This window comes from Mesorhizobium sp. WSM4983 (genome assembly GCF_029625765.1).
In the GTDB taxonomy this organism is placed as follows: Bacteria; Pseudomonadota; Alphaproteobacteria; order Rhizobiales; family Rhizobiaceae; genus Mesorhizobium.
Genome location: NZ_JARTVM010000002.1, coordinates 244,938 through 267,975, shown reverse-complemented (window position 1 = coordinate 267,975; position 23,038 = coordinate 244,938). Strand labels below are relative to the sequence as shown.

The 23,038-nt window shown below is 64.1% G+C and carries 19 protein-coding genes; 15 read left to right on the top strand and 4 right to left on the bottom strand.

Going from position 1 to position 23,038, the window contains the following annotated elements:
• Positions 1 to 121 precede the first annotated feature (121 nt).
• Positions 122 to 1,120, bottom strand: a complete 999-nt coding sequence (locus P9254_RS08550) for an aldo/keto reductase (protein ID WP_095823525.1) — start codon at positions 1,118 to 1,120, stop codon at positions 122 to 124.
• A 43-nt stretch (positions 1,121 to 1,163) separates the two neighbouring features.
• Positions 1,164 to 2,669, bottom strand: coding sequence for a UxaA family hydrolase (locus tag P9254_RS08545; protein WP_095823524.1), 1,506 nt, complete (start codon positions 2,667 to 2,669; stop codon positions 1,164 to 1,166).
• 248 nt (positions 2,670 to 2,917) lie between these two features.
• On the opposite strand from P9254_RS08545, the gene P9254_RS08540 reads away from it, so the two are divergent.
• The 6 genes from P9254_RS08540 (at position 2,918) to gndA (ending at position 8,681) form a co-directional block, all read left to right on the top strand.
• Positions 2,918 to 3,820 carry a GntR family transcriptional regulator gene (locus P9254_RS08540; protein WP_278053185.1) on the top strand — a complete coding sequence of 301 codons (903 nt, stop codon included), beginning with the start codon at positions 2,918 to 2,920 and terminating at the stop codon, positions 3,818 to 3,820.
• Positions 3,821 to 3,948: 128 nt separating this feature from the next.
• On the top strand, positions 3,949 to 4,296 hold the full coding sequence (locus P9254_RS08535; RefSeq protein WP_278053184.1) for a hypothetical protein: 348 nt from the start codon (positions 3,949 to 3,951) through the stop codon (positions 4,294 to 4,296).
• 92 nt (positions 4,297 to 4,388) lie between these two features.
• A complete protein-coding gene (locus P9254_RS08530; RefSeq protein ID WP_095823521.1) occupies positions 4,389 to 4,916 on the top strand; it encodes a copper chaperone PCu(A)C in 528 nt (175 codons plus the stop codon).
• A 26-nt stretch (positions 4,917 to 4,942) separates the two neighbouring features.
• Positions 4,943 to 5,461, top strand: coding sequence for a YcnI family copper-binding membrane protein (locus P9254_RS08525; RefSeq protein ID WP_095800591.1), 519 nt, complete (start codon positions 4,943 to 4,945; stop codon positions 5,459 to 5,461).
• A 52-nt stretch (positions 5,462 to 5,513) separates the two neighbouring features.
• On the top strand, positions 5,514 to 7,148 hold the full coding sequence (locus P9254_RS08520) for a copper resistance CopC/CopD family protein (protein ID WP_278053183.1): 1,635 nt from the start codon (positions 5,514 to 5,516) through the stop codon (positions 7,146 to 7,148).
• A 108-nt stretch (positions 7,149 to 7,256) separates the two neighbouring features.
• Positions 7,257 to 8,681 carry an NADP-dependent phosphogluconate dehydrogenase gene (gene gndA / locus P9254_RS08515; protein ID WP_127247061.1) on the top strand — a complete coding sequence of 475 codons (1,425 nt, stop codon included), beginning with the start codon at positions 7,257 to 7,259 and terminating at the stop codon, positions 8,679 to 8,681.
• Between the two features lie 117 nt (positions 8,682 to 8,798).
• On the opposite strand, the gene P9254_RS08510 is transcribed toward gndA, so the two are convergent.
• Positions 8,799 to 9,842, bottom strand: a complete 1,044-nt coding sequence (locus tag P9254_RS08510; protein ID WP_127247060.1) for a LacI family transcriptional regulator — start codon at positions 9,840 to 9,842, stop codon at positions 8,799 to 8,801.
• 384 nt (positions 9,843 to 10,226) lie between these two features.
• Here P9254_RS08510 and P9254_RS08505 point away from each other — a divergent pair, with 384 nt between their 5' ends.
• The 8 genes from P9254_RS08505 (at position 10,227) to P9254_RS08470 (ending at position 18,118) form a co-directional block, all read left to right on the top strand.
• Positions 10,227 to 11,465, top strand: coding sequence for an ABC transporter substrate-binding protein (locus tag P9254_RS08505; RefSeq protein ID WP_067318935.1), 1,239 nt, complete (start codon positions 10,227 to 10,229; stop codon positions 11,463 to 11,465).
• A gap of 85 nt (positions 11,466 to 11,550) precedes the next feature.
• Positions 11,551 to 12,444, top strand: coding sequence for a carbohydrate ABC transporter permease (locus P9254_RS08500; protein WP_278053182.1), 894 nt, complete (start codon positions 11,551 to 11,553; stop codon positions 12,442 to 12,444).
• Between the two features lie 13 nt (positions 12,445 to 12,457).
• Positions 12,458 to 13,381 (top strand): carbohydrate ABC transporter permease, encoded by a 924-nt coding sequence (locus P9254_RS08495; RefSeq protein WP_278053565.1) that lies wholly within the window; start codon positions 12,458 to 12,460, stop codon positions 13,379 to 13,381.
• Positions 13,381 to 14,490 (top strand): ABC transporter ATP-binding protein, encoded by a 1,110-nt coding sequence (locus P9254_RS08490; protein ID WP_278053564.1) that lies wholly within the window; start codon positions 13,381 to 13,383, stop codon positions 14,488 to 14,490. The genes P9254_RS08495 and P9254_RS08490 overlap by 1 nt, the downstream gene beginning before the upstream one ends.
• A gap of 47 nt (positions 14,491 to 14,537) precedes the next feature.
• Positions 14,538 to 15,284 (top strand): sugar phosphate isomerase/epimerase family protein, encoded by a 747-nt coding sequence (locus P9254_RS08485; protein ID WP_095823517.1) that lies wholly within the window; start codon positions 14,538 to 14,540, stop codon positions 15,282 to 15,284.
• Between the two features lie 11 nt (positions 15,285 to 15,295).
• Positions 15,296 to 16,438 (top strand): Gfo/Idh/MocA family protein, encoded by a 1,143-nt coding sequence (locus P9254_RS08480; RefSeq protein WP_095800586.1) that lies wholly within the window; start codon positions 15,296 to 15,298, stop codon positions 16,436 to 16,438.
• A gap of 106 nt (positions 16,439 to 16,544) precedes the next feature.
• Positions 16,545 to 17,591, top strand: a complete 1,047-nt coding sequence (gene mgrA, locus P9254_RS08475) for an L-glyceraldehyde 3-phosphate reductase (protein ID WP_067318927.1) — start codon at positions 16,545 to 16,547, stop codon at positions 17,589 to 17,591.
• Between the two features lie 122 nt (positions 17,592 to 17,713).
• On the top strand, positions 17,714 to 18,118 hold the full coding sequence (locus tag P9254_RS08470; RefSeq protein ID WP_059184736.1) for a Fur family transcriptional regulator: 405 nt from the start codon (positions 17,714 to 17,716) through the stop codon (positions 18,116 to 18,118).
• Between the two features lie 47 nt (positions 18,119 to 18,165).
• Here P9254_RS08470 and polA read toward each other — a convergent pair whose 3' ends face one another.
• Complete coding sequence (polA, locus tag P9254_RS08465; RefSeq protein ID WP_278053178.1) at positions 18,166 to 21,129, bottom strand: DNA polymerase I; 2,964 nt, start codon at positions 21,127 to 21,129, stop codon at positions 18,166 to 18,168.
• A gap of 435 nt (positions 21,130 to 21,564) precedes the next feature.
• Here polA and P9254_RS08460 point away from each other — a divergent pair, with 435 nt between their 5' ends.
• On the top strand, positions 21,565 to 22,950 hold the full coding sequence (locus P9254_RS08460; RefSeq protein ID WP_278053176.1) for a M20/M25/M40 family metallo-hydrolase: 1,386 nt from the start codon (positions 21,565 to 21,567) through the stop codon (positions 22,948 to 22,950).
• Positions 22,951 to 23,038: the final 88 nt, after the last annotated feature.

Genomic DNA, 23,038 nt, shown 5'->3' with positions numbered 1-23,038 from the left:
CTTTATCAATAAAAAACATTTGCCGGATTTTGATAGTGCATTGCCCGGATCGATGCAAGCGGTGTCTCATGCCGTTTTCGTGACGAGTGGCAGCTGATCGGTCTGCCGGGTCCTCCGCATCTCAGCCAAGCTGCTGGACGATCGTATAAGGATCGTATTTGGCAAATTCCGCCGCCGCCACCTTGATATCCAGCAGTTCGAGATTGCGCGTCAGATTCGCGGGCTTGGCGGTGCCGGTCAGCACCGAGGCAACGACAGGCTCGTGCAGAGGGAATTGGAACGCGGCAGCGGCCAGCGGATAGCCACCTCCGATGGCGATGCGCTCCATTGCGCTGACGCGGTCGAGAACATCCTTGCTCGCCGGCAGATAATCGAAATGCGCGCCATGCACCGGTCCCGTCGCCAATATGCCCGAGTTGAAGACGCCGCCGATGATCAGCGAGGTCCGCCGCTCGCGGCAAAGCGGCAGCAGGTCGGCCTCGGCGCTGCGATCAAGCAGCGAATAGCGGCTGGCGAGCAGGATGCAGTCGAGCGGCGCGCGGCGAAGCACGTCAAGGCAGATCTGGACCTCGTTGACGCCAAGGCCGTAGGCGGAAATCGTGCCGGACGATTTCAGCTCCTCCAGCGCCTTCAGCCCGCCATCCATCAGCTGACGGAAATGCAGCTTCGTCTTCTCGACGCCATGCGTGTAGACGCCGATGTCGTGGACGAACAGGATGTCGATCTTGTTGAGGCCGAGCCGCGCGTAGGAAAAATCCACCGAGCGCATGATGCCGTCATAGGAATAGTCGTAGTCGAGCGCGAAGGGTAGCGGATCGACATAGGAGTGATCGGGAACCTGGTCCTCCGGCACCGGCCGGAACAGGCGGCCGACCTTGGTCGAGAGCACATAGGAGGAGCGCGGCTTCTCACGCAGGAAATCGCCTGTGCGCCGCTCCGACAGGCCGAAGCCGTAGAAGGGCGCGGTGTCGAAGTAACGCAGCCCGCCGTCCCAGGCCGCTTGCAGCGTTTCCATTGCGGGCTCGCGCGGACAGGCGCGATAAAGGCCGCCGATGGCGGCGCCGCCGAAGCTGACTTCGGTGACTTCGAGCGCGGTCGCGCCGATCCGGCGTTTGTTCATCAAAGCCTCCCTTTGCCGTTCGACCGGCGGTCGTTTCGACTATTTAGAGCGTCGCGCCGAGATGCCAGGGCACGAACTCGTTGTCGCCGTAGCCGAACGCCTCGCTCTTGGTCTTGCGTCCGGACGCCGTCTCGATGATCAGCTCGAAGATCTCGCGGCCCATGCCGGCGATCGTCTTCTCGCCGGAAGCGATGACACCGCAATTGACGTCCATGTCCTCTTCCATCTGGTGGTACATGGTCGAGTTCGTGGCGACCTTGATCGACGGCGTCGGACGGCAGCCGAAGCAGGAGCCGCGGCCGGTGGTGAAGACGATGACATTGGCGCCGCCGGCCACCTGGCCGGTGGCCGAGACCGGATCGTAGCCGGGCGTGTCCATGAACACCAAGCCGCTGCCGCTGACCTTCTCGGCGTAACCGAAGACGCCGTTGAGCGGCGTCTGACCGCCCTTGGCAACAGCACCCAGCGACTTCTCCAGGATGGTGGTCAGGCCGCCGCGCTTGTTGCCCGGCGAAGGATTGTTGTCGATCGAGGCGCCGTGCTTGGCAGTATGATCCTCCCACCATTTCACAAAGCCGTCGAGCTTGGCGGCGATCTCGGGCGAGGCGGCGCGATAGGCAAGCAGATGCTCGGCGCCGTAGATCTCGGTCGTCTCGGATAGGATGCCGATGCCGCCGCAGCCGGCCAGGATATCGACCGCCGCTCCCAGCGCCGGATTGGCGGTGATGCCGGACATGCCGTCCGAGCCGCCGCATTGCAGGCCGACGACGATCTCGCTGACCGGGATCGGTTCGCGCTGCAACTGGCCGACCTCCTCGGCGATCTCGGCCAGCACGCCCATCGCCCGCTCGACGGATTTGCGCGAGCCGCCGGCCTCCTGGATGTTGAAGTGCCGCTTTCCCGCCGCGACGCCCTTCTGGCCATAAAGGGTGAGCTGGTTGACCTCGCAGCCCAGACCGACCATCAGCACGCCGCCGAAATTCGGGTGGCGGGCATAGCCGGCCAGCGTGCGGTGCAGCACCATCATGCCGTCGCCGGTGGCGCTCATGCCGCAGCCCTGGCCGTGGACGATGGGCACGAAACCGTCGATGCCTGGATATTTCGGCAAAAGCGTGCGATTGGCCTCGTCGGCGATCGCATGGCAGACGGTGGACGAGCAATTGACGCTGGCGATGATGCCGATGAAGTTGCGCGTTCCGGCGCGACCATCGGCGCGGCGATAGCCCATGAAGGTGCGCTTGCGGTCCGCTTCGGTGGCGTGCTCGGCCTCGCTCGGCGGCACCACCGGCAAGCGGCCGCTCTCGAACACCAGATTGTGCGAGTGGACGTGCTCGCCCGGCGCAATGGCTTGAGTGGCGCGGCCGATCGCCTGCGCATATTTCACCACCGCTTCGCCCGCCGCGATCGGCTTGATTGCCACCTTGTGCCCTGGGTCGATCGCCGCCACCGCAACCGCGCCGCCAGGCAGCTCCGCACCGATCTCGATGCGGCCATTGGCGACCGCGACATTGTCGGCGGGGGAAAGAAGAATGGTGCTTGCGGCGTTCACGGGCGGCTGTCCTGGGTAAACCTGGGAGTGTGGGCGGATTGACATGCGCCCGTTTGAGGATAATGTCTTTTATCGTGAAAAAACATTTTTGCGTCAATTGTTTTTTCATCGCGCGCCGCGCCCTTGGGTGCGTGGCCGCCCGTTAGATAAAGCCGGCGAAATTCGTTCCGCATTTCGGAGGCTTGCGCTAGGAACACCGATCATATTGCGCTTCCGGCCGGCCGCCGCAAGCGTTGGGGATACGGGGCATGTCGAAGAGCAACAACGTCTATAAGGACGCCTTCAACCGCGGACTGCGGCTGCTCGACGAAACCAGGAGCCTGCCGTCCGAGCCCGAGCTCGGAACGCTGCTCGGCGTCAGCCGCACCACGGTGCGCAGCATTCTTTCGCGCATGGAAGAATCCGGGCTGATCGCCTGGAACAAGCGCAACAAAACGGTGCTGCGGGCGCCGAAGGCGGAAGATTTCTTCCCCGAGGAAGAGACCGACTCGCTGGCCGAGATCATCGAGCGCTCCTTCATGCGCCGGCTGCTCGCCGGCGGCGCGGAAGCAGGCATGCAGATCAACGAGCTCGAGCTGGCGCGCGAGATCGGCGTCGGCACCACCAGCGTGCGCGAATTCCTGATCCGCTTCTCGCGCTTCGGCCTGATCGAGAAGCGGCGCAACAGCCATTGGGTGCTCAAGGGCTTCACCCGCGCTTTCGCGCTTGAGCTGACCGAGATCCGCGAGATGTTCGAGCTGCGTTCGGCGGCTGCCTTCGTCGCGCTGCCAGAGGATAGCGCGGTCTGGGCCGATCTCGACCGGCTGGAGATCGAACATCGCCAATTGGCGAGCGAGATCGCGACGCGCTTCAACGAATTCTCCGAGCTCGATGAGCGCTTCCACCGGCTGATCCACCGCGCCTCGCACAACCGCTTCATCGTCGATTTCTACGATGTGATCGCGATGATCTTCCACTACCACTACCAATGGAACAAGGCGCAGGAACGCGAGCGCAACGAGGTCGCGGTCCAGGAGCATCTCGCCTATATCGCGGCGCTGAAATCGCGCGATCCCGCCAAAGTGGACGCCGCCTGCCGCAAGCACCTGAAGTCGGCCCGCCAGACGCTGTTGAGCTCCATTCCGGAAGGACGGCAGGTGCAGCCCGCCTGATCAGGCGCGTCGCGCCGCGTTGCCGCAGCCCGGTTTTGCCGATTTTCCGGCCGCCGGCCCCATGCTAGGGTCGGTCGAATTGCTGGAAAGAGGCAGGTCTTTTGGATATCCGGCTGAGACGATGGAGCATGCCGGCCGCGTTCGTCGCGGCGCTGCTGCTGTTGCTTCAGTCGGCACTTGGCGCCTTCGCCTTTGGCGCGCCTTCAAAGCTTGATGCCTTCGGCAACGTCATCTGCACGCATGACGGGGCGGTCAAGCTACCGGGCGGCGATCCGCACCGGCAGCATATACCGGCTTGCTGCTTGGCTGGCTGCAGCACGGTTTCGCCGGCGCATCTGCCGCCGCCGGATACCGGCGCGCCCGCCAGGGTGCTGGTGTTCGACGCGGTCGCTTTCCCGCCTCCGGCCTTCCGGCATCTCGATTTTGCCCGCGACCGCTCTCCGGCCAATCCGCGCGCGCCGCCGGCCGCAGTCTGAAAAAACCCGCGAAACCTTTCGCGGGCGCATTCATCCAAGATCAGACTGCTCGCGGCCGGATCACGGCGCGATCCCATACTCATGGAGCAACCATGTCCAATCTTCTTCCCGCATCGCGAGCGCAAGCTCGTCCGCGCGGTTTCGAACGGCTCGGCCTTGCCGTGTTCGCTCTTTTCCTGTTCGCGTGCGTTCCCGGCGCCCAGGCGCATGAATTCAAGGCCGGTGACCTGGAAGTCGGGCACCCGTGGTCCCGCGCAACGCCGCCCGGCGCCAAGGTGGCCGGCGGCTATTTCACCGTCACCAACAAGGGCGGCTCGCCCGACCGGCTGCTGTCGATTTCCTCCGACATCTCCGACAAGGCCGAATTGCATGAGATGAGTGTCAAGGACGGCGTCATGACTATGCGGCCGGTGAGCGGCGGGCTCGTGATCCCGGCCGGCGGCAAGGTCGCACTGAAGCCGGGTGGCTATCACCTGATGTTCATCGGCCTGAAGCGACAGCCCAAGCAGGGCGAGAAATTCCCTGCCACGCTGACCTTCGAGAAGGCCGGCAGCGTCAAAGTCGAGTTCGCCGTCGAGGGCATGGGCGAGATGGGCAGCATGGACGATCACGCCGAGTGATCATTTCGAAATTAGAGGGACAATTCATGAAGAAGTATCTTTTGGCGGTGGGCGCGGTTCTGGCGCTCGGAACAAACGCCGCGCTTGCGCACATCACGCTCGAAACCCAGGAAGCGGCCGTCGGCTCGACCTATAAGGCCGTCCTGCGCGTGCCGCATGGCTGCGAGGGCAAGGCGACGACCGCGGTGCGCGTGCAGATTCCGGAAGGCGTCATTTCGGTCAAGCCGATGCCAAAGCCCGGCTGGACGCTGCAGACCAAGAAAGGCCGATACGAGAAATCCTACCAGCTCCATGGCGAGACGCTGACCACCGGCGTCAAGGAAGTCGACTGGAGCGGCGGCAACCTGCCGGACGAATTCTATGACGAGTTCATTTTCCGTGCTTCGCTCGCCGCCGATCTTCCGGCCGGCCAGATGCTCTATTTCCCAGTGGTCCAGGAATGCGGCGATGCCGCCGATCGCTGGATCGAGATTCCGGCGGCAGGACAGGATGAGGATGCACTGGAAAATCCGGCGCCCGGCATCAAATTGCTGCCGAAGAAATGATCTCTCGATGGCGCGTCCCATTCGGGCGCGCCGTCCCTTCTCGAAAGACCGCATGAACGCAGCAACTTTCCCAATCCGCCTGACGGGCATGCGCATCGGGCCAGTCGCCAGCGGCCTGTTCGCGGCTTTCGTACTCGTGCTGCTGCTGGTGCTACCCGGCCGCGCCCTCGCGCATGCGGCCTTGGTCGCGACCGATCCGCCCGATGGCGCGGTGCTGTCGCAGAGTCCCGCGCGATTCTCGCTGACCTTCAGCGAGCCGGTTTCGCCCCTGGTGCTCACTCTGGTGCGGCCGGACGGCACGCAACTTTCGCTGACCTCCTTCCGGCCCAACGATCAGACCGTCGAGATCGATAATCCGGAGACGCTCAAATCCGGCACGCATGTGCTGAGCTGGCGGGTGATTTCGGTCGACGGCCATCCGGTCGGCGGCTCGGCGCTGTTTTCCGTCGGCGCGCCAAGTGCTGCGCCGGTAGCGGGCGACGCCGTCGATTTGTCGCTGCGCACGGCAATCTGGATCGGTAAGCTCCTTCTCTATGCCGGGCTGTTCCTCGGCGCCGGCGGCGCCTTCGCGCTCGCCTGGCTCGCTGGAGACTGTCGCTGCGGCCAGGGTTTCGTTATCGGCGCTCTTCTGTGCGGACTGGCCGCCGCCCCGTTCTCGCTCGGATTTCAGGGGTTGGACGCGCTCGGCGCGCCGCTCGCCCGGTTTGCGGCGCCCACCGTGTGGGAGACCGCGCTTGCCACCAGCTTCGGCTGCACGGTGCTTGCCGCCCTGATTGCACTCGGCCTTGCCTTGCTGTCCCTCGCCGGACCGCGCGCTCTTGGCAAGCTGCTTGCGCTCGGCGGGCTCGTCGGTGTGGGCACGGCGCTTGCGGCAAGCGGCCACGCCAGCGCCGCCGAGCCGCAATGGCTGACGCGGCCGCTCGTTTTCCTGCATGGCACAGCGATCGCCTTCTGGAGCGGCGCGCTCGCGCCGCTCGGCCTTGCGTTGCGCTATCAGCCGGCGGAGGCCAAAATCTTCTTGCGCCGGTTTTCGCGCGCGATCCTGCCCGTGGTTGCCGTGCTTGCGATAAGCGGCATCGTGCTGGCGATCATCCAAGTGCGCGAACCGGCAGCGCTCATCAACACCGCCTATGGCCGCCTGCTGCTGCTGAAACTGGCCCTGCTTTTGTTCCTGTTCACCCTTGCCTCCGTGAACCGATGGACGCTGACCGCGCCGGCCGAAACGGGCGACACGGAAGTGCAGCGGCGGCTGGTGCGTTCGATCGGCATCGAGACGCTGATCGTGCTTGCCATCTTCGGCGTCGCCGCCGGCTGGCGCTTCACGCCGCCGCCACGCGCGCTGGCGATCGCCGCAGCGCAGCCGGCCTCGATCCACATCCACACCCTGCAGGCGATGGCCGATCTCAGCATCACGCCCGGCCATGCCGGCCAGGTTGCCTCCTCGATGGTGATCATGACCGGCGATTTCGGTCCGATGGATGCCAAGCAGGTGACCCTGGTGCTGTCGAAGCCGGATTCCGGCATCGAGCCGATCAAACGGCCGGCGACGAAACGCGGCGACGGCACCTGGCGCGTCGAGAATCTCGTCATCCCGCTGCCCGGCCGCTGGAACGCCCGGCTCGACATCCTGGTTTCCGATTTCGAGATGGTGAAGATTGAAGCGCCAATTGATATCAGAGCCGACTGACCTAGACCGCGACACAATTCGGCGAGGCGGTTGACGCCGTCGCGAAGGCCCGTCAATCATCCGTCCAAAACGCGGCTTCAACAAAAGTTCGAAAGCAGGGAAGAAACGATGGAAAAAGCCGAAATCGGCCTGATCGGCCTTGGCACGATGGGCTCCAACCTGGCGCTCAACATCGCCGAGCACGGGCACCGCATCGCCGTCTTCAACCGCACGCCGTCGCGCACCGGCGCCTTCGTCGAAAACGCCGGTCCGCTGAAGGACATGGTTGTGCCCTGCTACAGCCTGGAGGAACTCGCCGCAGCGATCCGGCCGCCTCGGCCGATCATCATCATGGTGCTGGCCGGCAAGCCGGTCGACGAGCAGATCGCGGCGCTGCGCGGCGTGCTCTCCGACAACGACATCGTCATCGATGCCGGCAATGCCAATTTCCGCGACACGATGCGGCGCTTCTCCGAGCTGTCGGGCTCCGGCCTGACCTTCATCGGCATGGGCGTCTCGGGCGGCGAGGAGGGCGCGCGCCACGGGCCGTCAATCATGGTCGGGGGCACGGAAGACTCCTGGAAGCGCGTCGAGAGGGTGCTGACGGCGATTTCCGCCAAGTTCAAGGACGAGCCTTGCGCCGCCTGGCTCGGCACCGACGGCGCCGGACATTTCGTCAAGACCATCCACAACGGCATCGAATATGCCGACATGCAGATGATCGCCGAGATCTACGGCATACTGCGCGACGGTCTCGGCATGGAGCCGAAGGAGATCGGCAGGGTCTTCGACGGCTGGAACAAGGGCAGGCTCAACTCCTACCTGATCGAGATCACCGCCAAGGTTCTCGCAGCCGACGATCCCAAGACCGGCAGGCCGGTGGTCGACATCATCCTCGATCGCGCCGGCCAGAAGGGCACCGGCAAATGGTCGATCATCGAAGCGCAGCAGCTCGGCATTCCGGCGACGGCCATCGAGGCTGCCGTCGCGGCGCGCGTGCTGTCGTCGATCAAGGACGAACGGCAGGCGGCGGAAAAGGCCTACGGCAATATCGGCGTCGAGAAGATTTCCGGCGACAAGGCGGCGCTGCTGAAGGATCTCGAGCTGGCGCTGTTCGCCGGCAAGATCGCGGCTTACGCGCAAGGTTTTGCTGTGATGAGCGGCGCCTCAAAGGAATTCAACTGGAGCCTGCCGATGCCGACCATCGCCAACATATGGCGTGCCGGCTGCATCATCCGCTCGCAGATGCTGGACACAATGGCGGAGGCCTTCGGCTCAGGCGGCGCCTCGACCAATCTCCTGATGGCGCCGGCCTTCATCGCCATGATGAAGGAGGCGCATCCGTCGCTCAGGCGCATCGTCGCGCGGGCCTCCGAAGCCGGCTCGCCGGTGCCGGCGCTGTCCTCGGCGCTCGCCTATTTCGACAGCTATCGCCAGGGCCGCGGCACCTCGAACCTGATCCAGGCGCAGCGCGATTTCTTCGGCGCGCACGGCTTCGAGCGCATCGGCGAGCAGGGGGCGTTCCATGGGCCGTGGGGAAGCGGCGCCGCCTAGAGTCAGGTTAGGCCAGCGTGCAAAGGGCGGCTTCCTGCGCTCCCGGTCCTACTCAAGGACGCTTCCAGTTCTCGGAAGCCGCCGACTCGGCCTGACCTGACTCTCAAGTCGCGCCAGTCAACCCCGATAGGGCAGGACCTCGCTCGGTTTGCTCAGCGATTGCAGTGAGCCAGGTTCCTTGCCGCCGATCCAGCCGAGCACAGCGCGGGCAAGCTCGGAGCCGGCGAGCCGGAAATTCTCGTTCACGACCAGCAGTTCGCGCCGGAACAAATGCAGCACTTCCGAGGACTGTTTCGACACCACGTCGACATCGCGGCCGAGTTTCAGGCCGGCGTCCTCGATGCCTGCAACAACGGCGAGCGTGGCGGCGGCGGCGCTGCTGACGATGCCGTCCGGACGGCTCTCGCGGCGCATGAGCTGCGCAGTTCGCATCCTGATCTGCTCGATCGTGTGGTCGATGGAGACGGTGTTGAACGGCACCTCGCTGGCGCCGACTTCGCTCAGCGCATCGGCAAAACCGTTCACCGTGTGGTCGTAATAGGTGAGGCCGACCGGCGGCGTCACCAGAGCCAGCCGGCGCCGGCCCATGCCGGCGAGATGGCGCACCGCCTCGCCGGCGAAAGCATAGTTGTCGAAGTCGTGATAGGGATGCACCAGCCCCATGTCGGTGCGGCCATGCGTGGCAAATGGGATGCCGCGTTCCAGCATATAGCGGGCGCGCGGGTCGTTGGGCTGCGTGCGTGAAATGATGACGCCGTCGGCGGAGCCCGTCTCCACCAGATAGCGCACCGGATCCAGCGGGTCCTGCGAGCGCGAATAGGGCGTGACGATCAGGTGATAGGGCGTGTCGGCGATCACCTCGGTGACGCCGTAGATGATGTCCGAGACGAAGCTCATCAGCTCGTGCTCGGTGTTGAGCACCAGGCTGATGACGTTGGTCTTGCCCGTCCTCAGCCTCACGCCGGCGCGGTTCGGGCGATAGCCGATCTGCTTGGCGACGAGCTGCACGCGCCGCCTGGTCTCGGCGCCGATCTCCGGGGCGTCCTTCAGCGCGCGCGAGACGGTGGTGACGCCGAGCCCGGTCATGAAGGCAAGCGTCTTCAGCGTCGGCCGTCCCTTAGCCGACGTGTCGTCGTCCTTCTCGGTTGCTCGTCTGTCCATTCGTCCCGCCCATCAGGCGCATAGCAGCCGCGAAGCCGGCCGGCAATCGCGCCCATCCATTTGCGCGGCTTTCAGTCCATGACACGGTGCAATATACTGAAACGTTACAGATTGCCAACGCCCGTGATCATCGGGCAGGTCGCACTCGTTGTGGTCAGCGCCACAGGGGTGGGCTGAAAGTTGCTGGAATCATAAGGAAATCTCGATTTACCTCTGCTTTTTGCATCAATTGGCCGCACCAGCGACTCTCCGACAGGCCCTTTGGAGAGGATTTTGTTCGTGCCCCGAAGAAATCTCATGCCGTTTCCATTCGAGGGGTTGCCTATAAGGGCCATTTGCCGTATCGAAAATCTGTAACGTTTCAGATTCTGGGAGGAACCGAAAATGCGATACAAATTCCTGACCGCCGCGTTCGCCGCGACGGCCGCGCTGAACTTCGCCGGACCGGCGGCCGCGACCGATCTCGAAGTCACGCATTGGTGGACTTCGGGCGGCGAGGCGGCGGCAGTGGCCGAACTTGCCAAGGCGTTCGACGCGACCGGCAATCACTGGGTCGACGGCGCCATCGCCGGTTCCGGCGGCACAGCGCGGCCGATCATGATCAGCCGCATCACCGGCGGCGATCCGATGGGCGCCACCCAGTTCAACCACGGCCGGCAGGCGGAGGAGCTCGTCCAGGCCGGGCTGATGCGCGACCTCACCGATCTCGCAACCAAGGAAAAGTGGACGGAAATCGTGCGGCCGAAGAGCCTGCTCGACTCGTGCACCATCGGCGGCAAGATCTATTGCGTGCCGGTCAACATCCATTCCTGGCAGTGGCTATGGCTGTCGAACGAAGCCTTCCAGAAGGCCGGCGTGCCGATGCCGAAGGACTGGAATGAATTCGTGGCGGCTGCGCCGGCGCTGGAAAAAGCCGGCATCATCCCGCTCGCCGTCGGCGGGCAGCCCTGGCAGGCGTCCGGCGCCTTCGACGTGCTGCTTGCCGCCGTCGGCGGCACCGACGCCTTCCTCAAGGTCTACAGGGACAAGGACGCCAAATTCGCAGGCGGTCCCGAAATCGCCAAGGTGTTCAAGGCCGCCGACGACGCCCGTAAGATGGCCAAGAACACCAATGTGCAGGACTGGAACCAGGCGACCAATCTGGTCATCACCGGCAAGGCCGGCGGCCAGATCATGGGCGACTGGGCGCAGGGCGAGTTCCAGGTCGCCGGCAAGACCGCCGGCAAAGACTACACCTGCCTGCCCGGTCTCGGCCTGAACGAGGTCATCGCCACGGGCGGCGACGCGTTCTACTTCCCGCTGCTTAAGGATGCCGACAAGGCCAAGGCTCAGGAAGTTCTGGCCGAGACGCTGCTCGACCCGAAGACCCAGGTGGCCTTCAATCTCAAGAAGGGCTCGCTTCCGGTGCGCGGCGACGTCGACCTCAACACGGCGAACGACTGCATGAAGAAGGGCCTCGCCATCCTCGCGAAAGGCGCGGTGATCCCGTGGACCGACCAGCTCTTGTCGCAGGACAGCCAGAAGCAGAAGGAGGATCTGTTCTCCGAATTCTTCGCCAAGCCCGACATGACGCTCGAAGAGGCGCAGAAGCGCTTCGCCGACATCATCGCGTCGGCAGACTGATCAACGGCGCCCCCGCCAGCTCCCGGCCCCCGCCTATCCGGGGTCGGGAGCGTGATGCCCTCATTGTCCCAGCCCGGCTGCCGAGATGAGCAACAGCGAACGCCCCAACCAGCTTTTACGCAACCTCAACGCCAAGGTCGCATCGATCCCGATGATCCTGACCGCGCTGGTCGTCTTCGTCGGCGGCACGGCCTGGACGGTGCTCTATTCCTTCACCAATTCGAAGCTCTTGCCGCGGCTGAATTTCGTCGGCCTCGACCAATATTACCGGCTATGGGCGACGCCGCGCTGGCTGGTGTCGATCGAGAACCTTTTGATCTACGGCGTGATCTCGCTGGTGTTCTCGCTGGTGATCGGCTTCATCCTCGCGGCATTGCTCGATCAGAAGATCCGCTTCGAGGACACGTTCCGCACGATCTTCCTCTACCCTTTCGCCCTTTCTTTCATCGTCACCGGGCTGGTCTGGCAGTGGCTGCTCAATCCCGATTTCGGCATCCAGCGCGTCGTGCGAGACCTCGGCTGGACGAGCTTCAGCTTCGATCCGCTCTACAATTCCAGCATCGTCATCTACGGCATTTCGATCGCGGCCCTCTGGCAAGGCACGGGACTGATCATGTGCCTGATGCTCGCCGGCCTGCGCGGCATCGACGAGGACATCTGGAAGGCCGCACGGGTTGACGGCATACCGATGTGGAAGACTTATGTCTTCATCATCATACCGATGATGCGGCCGGTCTTTGTCACCACCTTGGTGATCATCGCCGCCGGCATCGTCAAGGTCTATGACCTTGTGGTGGCGCAGACCAGCGGCGGTCCGGGCATCGCTTCCGAAGTGCCGGCGAAATACGTCTACGACTACATGTTCTTCGCCCAGAATCTCGGCCAGGGTTTTGCCGCCTCCACCATGATGCTGCTCTCGGTGGTGATCGTCATCGTGCCATGGGCCTACCTCGAATTCGGAGGCAAGAAGCATGGCTGAAGCTGCTGCCTCCATGTCCAGTGATGCTCTTCGGCGCGAAGCCTCGTCGCGCGATGCATCGGGGCCGAGCGGAACGAAGCCGCGGCACGTGCTCTCGCGCCGCAACATCTTTCTCTACGGCACGCTGATCGTCGTGGCGCTCTATTACCTGCTGCCCCTCTACGTGATGATCGTCACATCGCTGAAGGGCATGCCGGAAATCCGCCTCGGCAACATCTTCTCGCCGCCGCTGGAGATCACCTTCGAGCCTTGGGTCAAGGCGTGGTCGCAGGCCTGCACCGGGCTCAATTGCGACGGGCTGTCGCGCGGCTTCTGGAACTCGGTGCGCATCACCGTGCCGTCGGTGCTGCTGTCGATCGCGATCGCTTCCGTCAACGGCTATGCCTTGGCCAACTGGCGCTTCAAGGGCGCCGACACCTTCTTCATCATCCTGATCGTCGGCGCCTTCATTCCCTATCAGGTGATGATCTACCCGATCGTCATCATCCTGCGCGAGATCGGCATCTACGGCACGCTGACCGGCCTCGTGATCGTGCATTCGATCTTCGGCATGCCGATCCTGACGCTCCTGTTCCGCAACTATTTCACGTCCATGCCGGAGGAACTGTTCCGCGCGGCGCGCGTCGATGGCGCCGGTTTCTGGGGTATCTACCTGCGCATCATGCTGCCGATGTCGCTGCCGATCTTCGTCGTCGCCATCATCCTGCAGGTGACCGGCATCTGGAACGACTTCCTGTTCGGCGTCGTCTACACCCGCCCCGACACCTATCCGATGACGGTGCAGCTCAACAACATCGTCAACTCGGTACAGGGCGTGAAGGAGTACAACGTCAACATGGCCGCGACCATCCTGACCGGCCTTGTGCCGCTCATCGTCTACTTCGTTTCCGGCAAGCTCTTCGTGCGCGGCATCGCCGCCGGCGCGGTGAAAGGATGATGATGGCAGCAGCGATCGCCAATCCTAGCGTTTCGATCCAGGACCTGTCGCTGAATTTCGGCGTCATGTCGGTGCTGAAGACGCTCAATCTCGACGTCGCCGAGGGCGAGTTCATCGTGCTGCTCGGGCCATCCGGCTGCGGCAAGTCGACCTTGCTCAACTGCATCGCCGGCCTGCTAGACATCTCCGAGGGCCGCATCTTCATCAAGGGCAAGAATGTCACCTGGGAGGAGCCGAAGGATCGCGGCATCGGCATGGTGTTCCAGTCCTACGCGCTCTACCCGCAGATGACGGTGGAAAGGAACCTCTCCTTCGGCCTGCGCGTCGCCGGCGTGCCCAAGGACGAGATCGCCAAACGCATCGCGCGCGCGGCGGAGATCCTGCAGATCGGGCCGCTGTTGCAGAGGAAGCCGTCGGCGCTTTCCGGAGGCCAGCGGCAGCGCGTGGCGATCGGGCGGGCACTGGTGCGCGACGTCGACGTCTTCCTGTTCGACGAGCCGCTCTCCAACCTCGACGCCAAGCTGCGGTCGGAATTGCGCGTCGAGATCAAGCTTTTGCACCGCAGGCTGCAGAACACGATGATCTACGTCACCCACGACCAGATCGAGGCGATGACGCTGGCCGACCGTATCGCGGTGATGAAGGGCGGCGTCATCCAGCAGCTCGATGCGCCCCAGACGATCTACAATCGCCCGGTCAACCGCTTCGTCGCCGGCTTCCTCGGCTCGCCGGCGATGAATTTTATCAAGGGGCACCTGGAAGCAAGCGACGCGCCGGTGTTCAAGGCCGACGGTGTTTCGGTGCCGCTCGGCCGTTATCAGTTCGACAACGAAGGCGGGCGCGCCGCCAAGCCCTGCGTGTTCGGCATCCGACCGGAGCATATCGCTTTTGGCGAAGCGGCGAGGGCCATGCCGTTCACCGCCGAGTCAACTGTCGAGATTGTCGATCCGATGGGCTCCGACACGCTGGTGTGGACGAAGCTCGGCGGCCAGATCCTCTCCTTCCGCGTCGAAGCCGACAAGACGCTGCGCAACGGCGATGCGATACGCATCGGCTTCGATCCGGCGCGCGCCTCGCTGTTCGACGCCGAGACCGACAGCAGGCTCTAACCTCCCACCACAACCTCCCGGAACCATCAAACAGAACGGACAGACAGATGAACTGGTCATTCCAACTTTATAGTGCCCGCAACTTCCAGCCATGGGACGGCGTGCTGAAAATGCTCGGCGAACTGGGCTACAAAGAAGTCGAAGGTTTCGGCGGCGTCTATGACGATCCCAAGGCTTTCCGCGCCGAGCTCGACAAGAACGGGCTCGCCATGCCGACCGGGCATTTCTCGATCGATGCGCTCGAGAAGGATTTCGACGGCGTGCGCAGGATTGCCGATGCGCTCGGCATCTCGCTGCTCATCTGCCCCTACCTGATGCCCGATGCGCGGCCAGGCGATGCCGCCGGCTGGCGCGGCTTCGGCGAGCGACTCGCCAAGGTGGGCGACACCGCGAAGAAGGCCGGCTACGGCTTTGCCTGGCACAACCATGATTTCGAGTTCAAGCCGCTCGGCGACGGCTCGCTGCCGCAGGACCACATCCTGTCGGCTGCGCCCGACATCGGCTGGGAGATGGACGTTGCCTGGGTGGTGCGCGGCGGCGCCGATCCGCTGCCCTGGATCGAAAGGCACGGCAAGCGCATCAGTGCCGTCCACGTCAAGGACATGGCGAAGCCGGGGGAGGGGCTGGACGAGGACGGCTGGTCGGATGTCGGTCACGGCACCATCGACTGGGCGGGCCTGATCAAGGCGCTGCGCGCGAAAAGCGCGACGAAGTACTTCGTCATGGAGCAGGACAACCCCAACGACATCGAGCGCTTCGCGCGTCGCTCGATCGAATCCGTCAAGAATTACTAGGACATACCATCATGGCAAACAAACTTGGCGTAGGCGTCATCGGCTGCGGCAACATCTCGAAGGCGTATTTCTCGCTGGCGCCGCTCTTCCGCGGCATCGAGATGCGCGCCTGCGCGGACATCAACATGGACGCGGCGAAGATGCGGGCGAAGGAGTTCAAGCTCCGCGCCGAGACGGTCAATGACCTTCTCAAAGATGACGACGTCGACATCGTCGTCAACCTCACGATTCCGGCCGTGCACTATGACGTGTCGAAGGCGGTGCTCGACGCCGGCAAGCACGTCTATTCGGAAAAGCCCTTCGTGCTGTCGGTCAAGGAAGGACTGGATCTCAAGAAGCGGGCGGAGAAGAAGGGGCTTCGCATCGGCTCGGCTCCCGACACGTTTTTCGGCGGCGCGCATCAGCTGGCCCGCGATCTGATCGACAGCGGCAAGCTTGGCAAGATCACCAGCGGCACCTGCCATGTGATGGGCCATGGCATGGAACACTGGCACCCCAATCCCGACTTCTTCTTCCAGCCGGGCGCCGGTCCGGTGCTCGACATCGGCCCGTACTATGTCACCAACCTGATCCAGCTGATCGGGCCGGTGAAGCAGGTCGCGGCTTTCGCGGCGACGCCGGCCAAGGAGCGCACCATCAGCTCCAAACCGCGCGCGGGCGAAAAAATCCCGGTCAACACGCCGACCACCATCCATGCGCTGCTGGAATTCGCGAATGGCGCGGTGGTGACACTCAACACCTCGTGGGACGTGTGGAGCCACGGCCATGCGCCGATGGAGCTCTACGGCGAGGCGGGCACCGTCTTTGTGCCGGACCCGAATTTCTTCGGCGGCGAAGTCCGCTTCACCGATGCGACCAAGCCGGTGAAGAAGCTTCCCAAGTGGGATCATCCGTTCGGCGTGCCCAATGAGATGCACAGCCAAGGCATGATGGCCAACTACCGCACGGCAGGTCTTGCCGATATGGCGATCGCGATCGGCGAAGGGCGGCCGCACCGCTGCTCGATGGAGCTGGCGCTGCATGCCGTCGATGTCATGACCGGCGTCCTGCGCTCCGGCGAAAGCGGCAAGTTCGTCGCCATGCAGACGACCTGCGAGCGGCCGGCGGCGCTCGGCATCAAGGAAGCGAAGGCGCTGCTGGCGAAGAAAAAGTAGGTGGCAACCCCTCTCCCCGTTTCGGCGGGGAGAGGGTAAAGGTGCGGGGCGAGCATCGATTCAAGTCACTTAGCGGCGATCCCGGCCGCCTTCCCAAGGATTCCCTATGCCCTATGTCGCCGCCGAGAATCGCTACGAGAAGATGATCTACAACCGGTGCGGACGGTCCGGCCTCAAGCTGCCGGCCATCTCGCTCGGGCTGTGGCACAATTTCGGCAATGACACGCCGCACAAGACCAAGCAGGCGATCGTGCGCAGAGCCTTCGACCTCGGCATCACGCATTTCGATCTCGCCAACAATTACGGCCCGCCGCCCGGCTCGGCCGAGACCGCCTTTGGCGAGATCCTGCGCACCGATTTCGCCGCCTATCGTGACGAGCTGATCATCTCGACCAAGGCCGGCTACGAGATGTGGGCCGGCCCCTACGGCGAATGGGGCAGCCGCAAATATGTGCTGGCGAGCCTCGACCAGAGCCTCACGCGGATGGGGCTCGATTACGTCGATATCTTCTATTCCCACCGTTTCGATCCCGAGACGCCGCTGGAAGAAACGATGAGCGCGCTCGACCAAGCGGTGCGCTCGGGCAAGGCGCTCTATGCCGGCATCTCGTCCTACAATTCGCAGCGCACCCGCGAGGCGGCCGACATCCTGCGGCGGCTCGGCACGCCCTGCCTGATCCACCAGCCGAGCTATTCCATGCTCAACCGCTGGGTCGAGGAAGACGGGCTGCTCGATACGCTGGAAGGGCTCGGCATCGGCTCGATCGTGTTCTCGCCGCTGGCGCAGGGCATGCTGACCGATAAATATCTCGGCGGCATCCCGGAAGGCAGCCGCGCATCCCAGGGCAAGTCGCTGCGTCCGGCCTTCATCAACGATAAGTCGGTCACCAACATCAAGGCATTGAATGCCATCGCCGGCCGGCGCGGCCAGACGCTGGCGCAGATGGCGCTGGCCTGGGTGCTGCGCAAGGGACGCGTGACGACGGCGCTGATCGGCGCCAGCCGGCCGGAACAGGTCGAGGATTGCGTCGGCGCTCTCAAGGCGCTCGACTTCAGCGACGCCGAGCTTGCCGAGATCGACACCTATGCGCGCGAGGCCGACATCAATCTTTGGGCGGCATCCGCCGAGCGCAAGGGACCGCCGCGCAAGTAGCCCGCGCCGGGCCGCCAGCTGCGGAAACAGTGGCAAAGATGCGCGTTCGTCGCTATCTCATGGACCAAAGGCCGTTCGCGTGCGCAGTCGGCACGCGAAACGACGCGACGACCGGAGACAAGATGACGGCAAGGGATGCGCTGACCAAGAACCAGCTGTGCGTGCTTGAGAAGCTCGAAGCCGCCAGCGGGCCGCTGAGCGCTTATATGCTGCTCGACCAACTGCGCGAGCGCGGGTTCCGGGCGCCGCTGCAGGTCTACCGCGCGCTGGACACGCTGGTGAAGTCGGGCTTCGTGCACCGGCTCGAAAGCTTGAACTCCTTCGTCGCCTGCGCCGAGCCGCACGACCACAGTCATTCGATGACCGCATTCGCCATCTGCGACAGCTGCGGCCAGGTAACCGAAATGTCCGACCATGATGTCGACCACCGGCTGGACGAATGGGTGCGCTCGACCGGCTTCGCCGCCAAGAAGGCGGTGATCGAGTTTCGCGGGGTTTGCGCGAAGTGTAGAGCTGAGGCGGCTTAGCCCCTCGAGTCGTCATCCTCGGGTCGAGCCCGAGGATGACGAAGGTATCAGTGCGCCTCGTCCCAGTTGTCGGCGGCCCGCGCATCGACATGCAGCGGCACCGACATCGAGACCGCCGGCATCGGCGCGTTCTCCATCACGCGGCGCACCACGGGAATTGTCGCTTCGACTTCCGCTTCCACCGTCTCGAAGATCAGCTCGTCATGCACCTGCAAGAGCATGCGGGCCGACAGCTTCGCCTTCTCCAGCGCCTCTTCCATGTGCACCATGGCGCGGCGGATGATGTCGGCCGCAGTGCCCTGGAGCCTCGCATTGATCGACGCGCGCTCGTTGAAGGCGCGAACCGACGGGTTGGAGGACCTTATCTCCGGATAGTGGATGCGGCGGCCGAAGATGGTTTCGACGAAGCCGTATTCGCGCGCATAGGCCTTGGTTTCCTCGATATAGTCGCGGATGCCCGGGAAGCGCTCGAAATAGCGCTTGATGTAGGCGCTCGCCTCCTCGCGCGGGATCGACAGCTGGTTCGCCAGACCGAAGGCCGAGATGCCGTAGATGATGCCGAAATTGATCGCCTTGGCACGCCGCCGCACTTCCGAAGGCATGCCTTCTACCGGCACGTTGAACATTTCGGACGCGGTGATGGCGTGGATGTCGGCGCCGTCCGCAAAAGCCTGCTTGAGCTGCGGGATTTCGGCGACATGGGCCAGCACGCGCAATTCAATCTGGCTGTAGTCGGCCGAGACCAGCTTGTGCCCCTTTTCGGCGATGAAGGCGGTCCTGATCTTGCGGCCTTCGGCGGTGCGCACCGGGATGTTCTGCAGGTTGGGATCGGACGATGATAGCCGACCGGTCGTCGTCGCGGCCAGCGCATAGGAAGTGTGGACGCGGTTCGTCCCGGGATTGATGAAGCCGGGCAAGGCGTCGGTATAGGTCGATTTCAGCTTGGTGAGCTGCCGCCAGTCGACGATCTTGCGCGGCAGCTCGTGGCCTTCGGCCGCGAGATCTTCCAGCAGCTGCGCCGAGGTCGACCACTGGCCGGTCTTGGTCTTGGAGCCGCCCGGCAGGCCCATCTTGCCGAACAATATATCGCCGAGCTGCTTCGGCGAGCCGATGTTGATGCGCTCGCCGACGATGCCATAGATCTCTTCTTCGGCGCGGGCGGCGCCTTGCGCCAGCTCACCCGACAGTCTGGAGAGAATCTGGCGATCGACCGAAATGCCGCGCTGCTCCATGCGGGCGAGCACGGGCACAAGCGGCCGCTCCAGCCTTTCATAGACGGAGACGAGACCCTTGGCGGCGAGCCGCGGCTTCAGCAATTGCCACAGCCGCAGCGCCAGATCGGCCTGCTCGCCGGCATAGGCGGTCGCCCGCTCGATGTCGACCTGGTCGAAGCCGACCGCGCCCTTGCCCGAGCCGGCAAGCTCCTTCTTCGTGCCTGGCGCATGGCCGAGCCACTTCTCCGACAGCGAGGCGAGGTCATGCCCGCCGGATGTGCCGGCGTCGAGCACGTAGGAGATCAGCATCGTGTCGTCGAACGGGCCGACCTCGATACCATGCCGGCTCATCACGACGATGTCGTATTTCATGTCCTGGACGATCTTGAGGACCGACCGGTCCTCGAGCAGGGGCTTGAGCAGAGCCAGCGCGTCGCGGACCGGGACCTGGTCCGCCATCATGCCGCCGCCAAGCAGGTCGCCATTGCCGCTCGTGTGGGCGAGCGGCACGTAGGCGGCGCGGCCCGGCGCGATCGCCATGGACAGGCCGATCAAGTCGGCCTGCATCGGATCGGACGAAGAGGTCTCGGCGTCGAAGGCAAGGATGCCGGCTTCCCTCGCTTCGGCGATCCAGGCCTTCAGCGCGGCCGTATCGCGAATGGCGACATAGGCCGCGGGATCGATCTTGCGCGCCGTCGCCTGCTCCAGCCGCAGCGCGGAGAGCAGGGAAGGCGTATCGCCCTGCGGTGGGGCATCCTGGGGCCTGACCGGTGCTGCAGGCTTCGCGGCGCCGTTCGGCGTCGCCGCCGGTCTTGAGGCAGTCGGCGTGCCGGCGCCGACATCGGGACCATGTGCGGTGTCGGCGCGCTCGATGGTGACACTGGAAGCCTGGACGTCGCCGATCTCGGTTGCAGTCGCTTCCGCGACGCGGCGTGTCAGCGTGGTGAACTCCATCGTCTTCAGGAAGCCGATCAGCTTCGGCCCGTCCGGGGCATGCAGCACAAGGTCGTCCAGCCCCTCCTTGAGCGGCACGTCGTTCTTCAACGTCACCAGCTCGCGCGAGATGCGCGCCTTGTCGGCATTGGCGATGATCGATTCGCGCCGCTTTTCCTGCTTGATCTCGCCGGCGCGCGCCAGCAGGCCGTCAAGGTCTCCGAACTGCTCCAGAAGTTGCGCCGCGGTCTTCGGGCCGATGCCGGGCACGCCGGGCACGTTGTCGACGGAGTCGCCGGTCAGCGCCTGCAGGTCGATCATCTTTTCCGGTGGAACGCCCCATTTCTCGATTACCTCGGGAATGCCGATCTGGCGATCCTTCATCGGGTCGTACATGCCGACCGTCGGGCCGACCAATTGCATCAGGTCCTTGTCGGAGGAGATGATGGTGGTGTCGGCGCCGACCTCGCAGGCTAGGCGGCAATAGGTGGCGATGATGTCGTCAGCCTCGAAGCCTTCCATCTCGATGCAGGGCAGGTTGAAGGCCACGGTCGCCTGGCGGATCAGGCCGAATTGCGGGATCAGGTCTTCCGGCGGCGCCGAGCGGTTGGCCTTGTATTCGGGATAAAGATCGCTGCGGAAGGTCTTCGCCGAATAGTCGAAGATGACGGCAAAATGGGTCGGCACGATGCCCACGTTCGTGTTGCGGGCGTCCTGCATCAGCTTCCATACCATGTTGCAGAAGCCGAGCACGGCGCTGGTGGGCAGGCCGTCGGATTTGCGGTTGAGCGGCGGCAGCGCGTGGTAGGCGCGGAAAATGTAGCCGGAGCCGTCGACAAGAAAGAGATGATCGCCTTTTTTCATGCCGGCAGGGATAGCGCGGCCAAGCTTCGCGGTCCATGCCAAAGGCTGCGCAAACGGCCGGTTCCGGCAACAACCCTGACAGACAGGTGTCGGACAAAATTCAGCCGCTCACGGGCATGTTACAAAAGTGTAATCTTCGTGCCCTTGAATCGCCATTTTCACAGACCCAAATAGCTGTCATCGGCAATTTTCGCCGAAGTCCGGAGTAAGGCCCGTCCCCCGCCTATCCCGGGCAACTGCGGCAGCCTATCCCCCCTCTCCGGGCTGCCGCAACGTTTCGAGTAAAGACCGCCGTGGTTCCCCCTCCACCACGGCGGTTCTTTTTTGTCTCCCAGCCCGCGTGTTACCGACGCCGGAACGCGTGGTCCAACGATCGCGGCTTTGCGTTTTCTGCTCGCCCCTTTAGGGTCGGGCCAGAATCGAAAGGCTGAAGAAATGTCCAGACTCTCCCCCGTCCTTGACCGTCTCGACCAGAACCTCGATCAGAGCCTGGAGCGGCTTTTCGGCTTGCTTGGTATCAAGTCGATCTCCACCGACCCGGCCTTTGCCGCCGATTGCCGCAAGGGCGCCGAATGGCTGGCGGCCGAGCTCAAGCTGATCGGCTTCGACGCCAGCGTGCGCGACACGCCCGGCCACCCGATGGTGGTGGCGCATCACGAAGGACCGGCCGGCGCGCCGCATGTGCTGTTCTACGGCCACTACGACGTGCAGCCGGTCGATCCGATCGAGCTGTGGGAAACGGATCCATTCGCGCCGTCGATCAAGGAGGTCCAGCCCGGACGCAAGGTGATCGCCGGGCGCGGCTCGGCGGACGACAAGGGTCAGCTGATGACCTTCGTCGAGGCCTGCCGCGCCTGGAGGCAGGTGCACGGCAATATGCCCTGCCGCGTCACGATCCTGTTCGAGGGCGAGGAAGAGTCCGGCTCGCCGTCGCTCAAGCCTTTCCTCGAGGCCAACGCCGCCGAGCTGAAAGCGGATTTCGCGCTGGTCTGCGACACCAGCATGTGGAACCGTGAGACGCCGTCGATCTGCGTGTCGCTACGCGGCATGGTCGGCGAGGAAGTCACCGTCAAGGCAGCCAGCCGCGACCTGCATTCAGGCCTCTATGGCGGCCCGGCCGCCAATCCGATCCGGATCCTGACCAAAATTCTCGCCGACATTCATGATCAAGACGGCCGCATCACCATCCCGGGCTTCTATGACGGCGTCGAAGAGACGCCCTCGCAGGTGCTGAAATCCTGGGAGGGGCTCGGCGAGACCGCCGAGACCTTCCTCGGACCGGTCGGGCTTTCCATTCCCGCCGGCGAAAAGGGCCGCTCCGTGCTCGAACTCACCTGGGCACGGCCGACGGCCGAGTTCAACGGCATCATCGGCGGCTATACCGGCAAGGGCTTCAAGACGGTGATCGCGGCGGAAGCATCGGCGAAAGTGTCGTTCCGGCTCGTCCACAAGCAGGATCCGAGAAAAATCCGCGCCGCCTTCCAGGCTTTCGTGCGCGATCGGATTCCCGGCGACTGCTCCGTCGAATTCCATCCGCATGGCGGCTCGCCGGCGATCCAGCTTTCCTACGACTCGCCGTTCCTGGCCAAGGCCAAGGATGCGCTCTCCGACGAATGGGAAAAGCAGGCCGTCACCACCGGCGGCGGCGGCTCCATCCCCGTGGTCGGCGATTTTAAGACCTATCTCGGCATGGAATCGCTGCTGGTCGGCTTCGGCCTCGATGACGACCGCATCCATTCGCCCAACGAGAAGTACGAACTCACCTCCTTCCACAAGGGGCAGCGTTCCTGGGCGCGCATTCTCGATGCTCTGACACGCTGAGGTGAACCCGCGGCGGACCGCGAAAATCAACTTTCTGTTGATTTTTTTCCGGATCGCGGCAAGGACGGGCGTGATAGCGCAATGCGCG